The organism is Desulfobacter curvatus DSM 3379 (genome assembly GCF_000373985.1).
GTDB classification, from domain to species: domain Bacteria; phylum Desulfobacterota; class Desulfobacteria; order Desulfobacterales; family Desulfobacteraceae; genus Desulfobacter; species Desulfobacter curvatus.
In genome coordinates, this window is record NZ_KB892937.1 from 1 (window position 1) to 6,576 (window position 6,576).

Genomic DNA, 6,576 nt, shown 5'->3' on the forward strand with positions numbered 1-6,576 from the left:
GTGGGTGGCTAACCCTTACTGAAACCCATTACTGGATTTCACCCGACAGGGACTTTCACCCTGCAAGATGCGCCGAGCTTTGCTCGGCGCGATAACGGGGAGCTGAGGGGCCAGGCTTTTAACCCACAAAAGCTCCGATAAAAGTTTAAATTTCCCTGAACCAGGGACTCCCAAAAGGCCGCTCTGTAAGCCTGGTCCCTCTCCAGCGTTTTGATCGCTGAGTTTAAGCTACCTGAAATTGAATGCTTTTCCCCACTGCTTGAGCATAGTTCACCAATGTTGATAAACGGATATCTTCGGCATGATTCTCAATACGGGAAATTGCAGATTTTTTTGTATTCAATAAATTAGCGACCTCTTCTTGTGTCAAGCCAGCATCTAATCGAGCCTGTTTAAGAAGAACTCCGATTTTAAAATGCTCATATCCTTTATCAAAATTTTTAGCGAAAATGAGGCTTTTCTTTTTTCTTGCTTCAATATATTTATCCAAGTCATCCATTATCTTACCTCCTGGAAAGGTATTCTTTTTTTCGGGACTCAGCTAACTTAATCTCCTGTTTTGGAGTCTTTTGACTTTTCTTTTGAAATGAATTGGTCAAGATAATTAATTCTTGTCCGTCAAAAAATCCAAGGAGACGAAACGTATCTCTCCCGACATCAACTCTAACTTCCCAAATATCTTTTGTATTGACCAGTTTCTTAAAGTATTTGGATGGAACCTGATCAATTTCTCGAATCAATTTCAAAACCCAAGCGACTTTTGTAGCCTGAACATCTGTCAAAGAATCTAAATGCTTTCGAACAGGGCATTTTCCAGATGTCGTATGGTAAAATGAAATTGTTTTCATATCTACAAAGTATACAAATATGTGAACTTCGTCAAGGGCTCAAAAATTGGATTTTTTTTGGCAGCGAACGGGGAGCTGAGGGGCCAGGCTTTTTAAACCCAAAAACTTCCGATAAAAAGATAAATTTTCCCGAACCAGGCGCTTCCGAAAGGCCGCGCAGTAAGCCTGGTCCCTCTCCAGCGTTTTGGCGTATTAGCTCCATTTATTCACAGAGCGACATATCCCCTACCTACGTCAGACAGTAGAAGTCGTCTTGATCTTGTCAATATATGTCGTAGTTCCTGACGTAGTTGTGGTATCTATTCCTTCTTTATTATTAGATATATTTCTTCCGGCTTTCCCTAAAAGATGTTTGTTTTTATTGATATACTTTATTTTTTGCCTGGCCAGCCTTCTGTAAAAACGATCAACAAAATCAGAATTTGTTTCTTTCAATTCATAAATTTTTTTCTTTAAAACAGAGATTGATTCCAAAAAATGTTCAGCAAGAATTTTGACCTGCAGTATATACCTTACACCTCCTTCGATTTGATATGAATCGATTAAATTTTTGTGCGTGGGATGTCTGGTAATGGCCATGCCGTGAATAGGCATAAATTGATGAGCAAGCCCATGGCGAAAGAAACTTACCAAGATTTCTTGGCAGGTACTTTTTCTATAAATTTCATCAACTTTGATCATCCAATTTTCGCAATATTCTTTAATGCACAATTCTGTATCGGGATTTATTTCAATTTTATCTACTGTTTTCGGACTTGTAAGATGTCCCAATTGGTTCATTGCAGAGAAAACACTCATAGCCAAAGGAGCAGTGCAGCCACCTGTTTCTTTTTCATCAAGATCAAACTTCTTTTCTAAAAGAGTATTAATATCACCAAATACATATCCCATTATGATCTTTTCGAAATAATCCTGGATATCCTGTTTTTTCGCTTCGAAGCTTAAGTCGTTCATGTAATTAACTCACTAAAGTAAAGTCAAATTCAATATGTGTAAACGCCAACGCCGCAAATCACCGGCGGCAAAAGTTGCAGAGCGAAGCGGCGCGGCTTTTGCCGTCCGAGTGCATTTGCATTGTTAGGGCTCTATTGGAAATTTATGATAGAGATGCTCCATAAACTCATCGACAATAAATGGGATATACGACTCTTCATTATTTTCGATTACCTGCTCTGAAATTGTTGATGAAACACCAAACATGAACTCCTCGTCACTATTATCTAATGAAACGTAGTATGGCATTTGCCTTAATCCGTGCTGCAACAACTCGCCTAAGTGATCAGGCAAAATAGATAATAGTTGTTGGTAACGCTCTTCATCAAAGTAAAATGAAACCATACAATCTATATCTCCAGGGACCACTGTCATTGTTGTATATTGGTTATCAGAAACTTTGGCTATAAATTTAGAATGTACTGCCATAGCAATAAATTTAAAATCTTCAACGGCACCAACTTTTTTGATATAAACACCATAATCTGGTTTGTACTCAAGCAATGCAGGGTTTGCCTTAACTTCTGGGTTCAATATCCTAAATAAGGCATTCCAGTGTTCGGCAATATTTTCAAGCTTAAAATGCAAGATCGGTTCAAACTTTCTAATTTCAAATAGCGCAAACTCTTTTCCATTACACAATGCATATAACTCAGCTCTTATCTCTGGATGTATAGCGTAACTATATGCTTGCTCTACATGTTTACTTTTGATGATTTCTTCTATTGGAGATTTGGCGTCTAGAATCCAATATGGTTTGTTATCAGAGTAGAAAACATAGTCTGGGACTATGGAAACTTTTCTCTGCTTAGAACCTATCGCTACGTAGGGATGCACTAAAGATTTACTTCTAATTATTTTAGAATTTCCCGTTAGCGTATAACCTAGCTGTTTAATGAGTGGCAAAATAATTTCTTCGCGAACCGCATCCTCTTTAAATTCAGGGTCATTCAACACTTCAAAGTCGAAATTTTCAAACATAAAAATCCTTTAAAACGGTTGCTCAGCGCTAAGAGCCCTAACGCTGCAAATCACCGGCGGCAAAAAGTAGAGCGACGAAGGAGCGGCGCTTTTTGCCGTCCGAGTGCATTTGCCTTGTTAGGCTATTTCTTCATTTACGCAGTCAGAAAGTAAAAAGAAAGACCTGCCCCCATTCCCGTTTAATTCCACTCCCAGACAAGATCGACAACTAAGGCACTGGGCTAAGGACACAAATTATCGGTGGTTTACCACATCTTTCTGTCACCCCGGTTGCAATGTCAAAAACTAACTCAGCCATGTGGTGCGGACAGTTTATTGCAAGTTCCCTGTTAGTCGTCCCATAAGCATGTACTAATCCACTTAAATGAAAAAATTCGTGTGCAATCAGTTCCCTTTGACACTCGGGTGATTCACCGAAAAATCGATCTTCAATAATGATGCCTTTTGACGGGTCACCTATTGCCCCAACATGGGCATAATTTTTCTTTTGACTTCGGTCTATTGTGATTCTTGTGCCTATTTCTATATTTCGTTCTATTATGGCAATGGCAGTTTCAATGGTCTCCATAAAAGTGTACACATCTGCCAGTAACCATTTGTACACAGCTTGGGTGACTTTACCACTAGGTATTAGACCACCATAATTCTCGATCGTTTGTTTTAATTTCTGTAGTTCCTTAAGGGCCTTAAACATTGCTGCATCCCGTTGAGCTTTGGCTATTCTTACGATAGTGTCGTCTGATAGCACCGGAGGGACAGGAATACCTCCGCTATATGCTTTTAAAGCGGGCCATGTTTTTTTCCCAATCTTGCCATCCCATTCGTTTTTACTACCAGGAAACATACACCGCTGGAACATCTTCGTAGCTTTTTCCGTATTTGGTCCAAAACGACAATCCACCTCCAGAGGGTCTTGATTTAGTGTTGCTCGAATACGATCTATTTCACCGATATTCGCTTTTGCAGCGCAAGGAGAATATTCGGAAGTGAGCCGTCCCAAAAAGCGATTTAAGAGTTCTTGTGCATATCCCACACTGGGACGACGAGATCTTCTTGTAGATGTTCCTCTGTATATCAGTGGGTGTGGTCCATCTTCTCCTGGAATCGGAGGTTCAGCTGTAGGAGGCCCCTCATTTTTGCGGCAAGAGTGACGCTGTAATAAACTTATGCTACTTGTCCCCTGTTGTTGTACGACGTGTGTGAGCTCATGTGCTATCAGTCGTTTACCCGGATAGGAATGTGGCGCGAACTTATTAGAATCGAAGACAATATGGTTTCCAAGTGTGAACGCTTGGGCATTCACTGATTGCGCTGACTTGGCGGCTATCGTGTCAGTATGCACACGCACACGACTAAAATCATGTCCAAATCGTGGTTCAAAAAAAGAACGATTTGTGGGCGCAAGGGGCTCGCCCGGTGAATTGATTACCTCACGGACAATGTTTGGTGCCCACACCGCTGTATGACTATTACTGACTTGCCTTTGCAAAGATGAAATAGCAGGGAAAACACTGTTTGCCATAGTCTCGGTTTTCTTCATAACTTCATCTGCAACCTGATCTGCCTCTTTCTCGTGCATATCTCCAGGAGTATTGACGGTGAGTTCTGACTGAATCATGGTAGGAGCGTTGGCGTGTACAGGAATTCGGCTGAAATCGTAAACATAGCGAAGCGATGTGCTGGTGGGCGAATTTTCTTCGCGCTCTTCAACATTATTCTGTAACAATCGCTGCACGGCATGATTTCCGATCGTGCGCTGTAAGTGAAGGATGGAAGTTACCTCACAGCTTTGTCCAGTAAATGCCCATCTGGGCCTTACTGGGCTTTGAGCTTTTGCCTTTCGTGCTGGCTTCTGTTTATCTGCGAAAGTACGCATGATCGTTCTCCTTACCTAAGATTATGATGGCAACTAACGCCAGCTTCACGCGCGGCGGCTTTTTGCCGTCGCTGTGAAAGCAGATGTTAGCATTACTTCAGGTCCATAAAATTGAAAGTCTATTAAATTAATAGCTTTGCGTGATGCCGTATGGGCACCAACTCTATCAGGTTCTTTTAAGATCTCAACCAATGCATATAAGTCCTCTTCTTTTTCACACATTTCGGTAAGTGTTTTTACCCAATAGCCCTTCGAATTTTCATCTATATCACTTTGTATTATCTCTTCTATAAATGGCCCCAATGGTTCTTCATTTTCTTCTAAAATCAATAGCTTTTGGCTCATAACGTCAGGAAGGACTTTGTCGATAGAGCTTGATTTGTCTATAAAATTCTTGAGGTTATTTTTTTTAATTTCAACTTTGTTTCCGTATTCAATAGTTTTTCTAAACAATTCATTTTGTTCTGCCGGCACTTTGTTTTTTACTGCTTCAATACCACCAACACAAAATTGTATATTGTTTTTAAATCTTTTGTTACCTAATTTAGCAACTTTTTTTAGAATGGCTTGCAGCTGTGATAAGTCGGTTGTTTTCCGGACAAAAAACCATATCGGTCCTATTGTACCTTGCCTAATCAAACCAGATACTATAAATGGCCAAGCTTGATGTGCCGTTAAGCTTTGCCCTTCCTCTATAATACCAAGTTCTTCCAATCCATTTGCAAAAATTTCATTTACGAATTGATGTGGTGGAGGGTCAATAATTTTTTCAGAAAGTCTTCCATTGGCATTAGCTATGTCAGCAAAAAACTTATCGGTTATTTGGGTGAACTCAGATTTTAAATAGTGTGGTGCTATTGGAATTGCATTCGGGTCTGAGGGGTTGATAATCGCGGAGATAGGTTTTTCGCCCTGTACTGTTTTCCGGAAAGTGATTGGAACAGCTGTTTCGAGAGAGGTTAAAAGGAGGTTGATGTCTGAGGGTTTTGGGGCAATACTTACCCTTTCTAAAACATCTATCCACTCGGGTTTTTCGTCTGGCATATTCGGCAACACCAAATAAATATTAGCTAAAATTTCGCTTTTTTCTGTATCTGTGCTGGCAGACAACAGTTTCTTTTGAAGGTCATTAATAATAGCTGTATATTCTACAATTTCATCATGAGGCTTTGGAATTGTTTCAAGATATGGATGGATTTTTGCTGACTTTGATAGGTGTTCTAAAAAAAGAACTAAATTTCTTGCTAACAAAACACAGGTCGCGCGATTTGGACCACGGCCAGCATGCAAACCGCCAGCTCTCGCAGTAGCTAACAGCCGAAGATTTTTTAACTTGTCTAATAGTATTTTTCTGTGCTCATCTGGTTTGTCAACACCATTAGATATGAAGCTTAATTGTGGGGTTGGTGATTTCAGTAGGGCAATAAACTCCGAAAGAATTTGTTTGGCGGACTTATACATACCGTCATTTGTTAATAAAATTTTTGGCCCACGTGCTTGTACATAACAGGCTGAAACAGCGAGCTCAGCGGATGACCCAATAAGTCCAATCGAAGCTGCATAGTGAGTTGCTTCAACTCTACGGTATTTCGTGTCAGGTAACCCTAAAGATAGAATAGCCAAAGATAGTGACTCTAACGAAGCCTCGAATAAACGAATAGTATCTTTTCGTAAAAAGATCGGCATTGCCTGAGTACTCCTTCTATTGCAACTGCTAACGTCAACCATCAGCGGCGCGCGCCTTTGGCGCGTCCGCTGGATGGTTTTGTGTGTGCCGGGCACGGCACATGTTCTTAAAAGTGAGTCAAATGTATAGAATTCCAATACATTTGGCAAGTCTTAGACCCAGCCTGATGGAGGCGAAGGGTGTAGTGGTAT

At 40.5% G+C, this 6,576-nt stretch carries 6 protein-coding genes; all 6 read right to left on the reverse strand.

From position 1 onward, the window contains the following. Positions 1 to 223: 223 nt before the first annotated feature. The 6 genes from B147_RS0104670 to B147_RS0104695 all read right to left on the reverse strand — a co-directional run bounded on the left by B147_RS0104670 (position 224) and on the right by B147_RS0104695 (position 6,384). Complete coding sequence (locus B147_RS0104670) at positions 224 to 499, reverse strand: helix-turn-helix domain-containing protein (RefSeq protein WP_020586085.1); 276 nt, start codon at positions 497 to 499, stop codon at positions 224 to 226. A 4-nt stretch (positions 500 to 503) separates the two neighbouring features. Beyond that, complete coding sequence (locus tag B147_RS0104675) at positions 504 to 848, reverse strand: type II toxin-antitoxin system RelE/ParE family toxin (RefSeq protein ID WP_026259515.1); 345 nt, start codon at positions 846 to 848, stop codon at positions 504 to 506. A 234-nt stretch (positions 849 to 1,082) separates the two neighbouring features. Next, positions 1,083 to 1,802 (reverse strand): hypothetical protein, encoded by a 720-nt coding sequence (locus tag B147_RS0104680; protein WP_020586087.1) that lies wholly within the window; start codon positions 1,800 to 1,802, stop codon positions 1,083 to 1,085. A 123-nt stretch (positions 1,803 to 1,925) separates the two neighbouring features. Further along, a complete protein-coding gene (locus B147_RS0104685) occupies positions 1,926 to 2,822 on the reverse strand; it encodes a type I restriction enzyme HsdR N-terminal domain-containing protein (protein ID WP_020586088.1) in 897 nt (298 codons plus the stop codon). Positions 2,823 to 3,030: 208 nt separating this feature from the next. Further along, on the reverse strand, positions 3,031 to 4,698 hold the full coding sequence (locus tag B147_RS30045) for an eCIS core domain-containing protein (RefSeq protein WP_020586089.1): 1,668 nt from the start codon (positions 4,696 to 4,698) through the stop codon (positions 3,031 to 3,033). Positions 4,699 to 4,743: 45 nt separating this feature from the next. After that, the gene (locus B147_RS0104695) at positions 4,744 to 6,384 is read right to left on the reverse strand and encodes a hypothetical protein (protein ID WP_020586090.1); all 1,641 of its coding nucleotides are present in this window, start codon (positions 6,382 to 6,384) and stop codon (positions 4,744 to 4,746) included. Positions 6,385 to 6,576 lie beyond the last annotated feature (192 nt).

Coding starts and splice junctions, on each gene's coding strand:
- B147_RS0104695 (WP_020586090.1), bottom strand. CDS start 6,384: ATGCCGATCTTTTTACGAAAAGATACTATTCGTTTATTCGAGGCTTCG.
- B147_RS0104680 (WP_020586087.1), bottom strand. CDS start 1,802: ATGAACGACTTAAGCTTCGAAGCGAAAAAACAGGATATCCAGGATTAT.
- B147_RS0104670 (WP_020586085.1), bottom strand. CDS start 499: ATGGATGACTTGGATAAATATATTGAAGCAAGAAAAAAGAAAAGCCTC.
- B147_RS0104675 (WP_026259515.1), bottom strand. CDS start 848: ATGAAAACAATTTCATTTTACCATACGACATCTGGAAAATGCCCTGTT.
- B147_RS30045 (WP_020586089.1), bottom strand. CDS start 4,698: ATGCGTACTTTCGCAGATAAACAGAAGCCAGCACGAAAGGCAAAAGCT.
- B147_RS0104685 (WP_020586088.1), bottom strand. CDS start 2,822: ATGTTTGAAAATTTCGACTTTGAAGTGTTGAATGACCCTGAATTTAAA.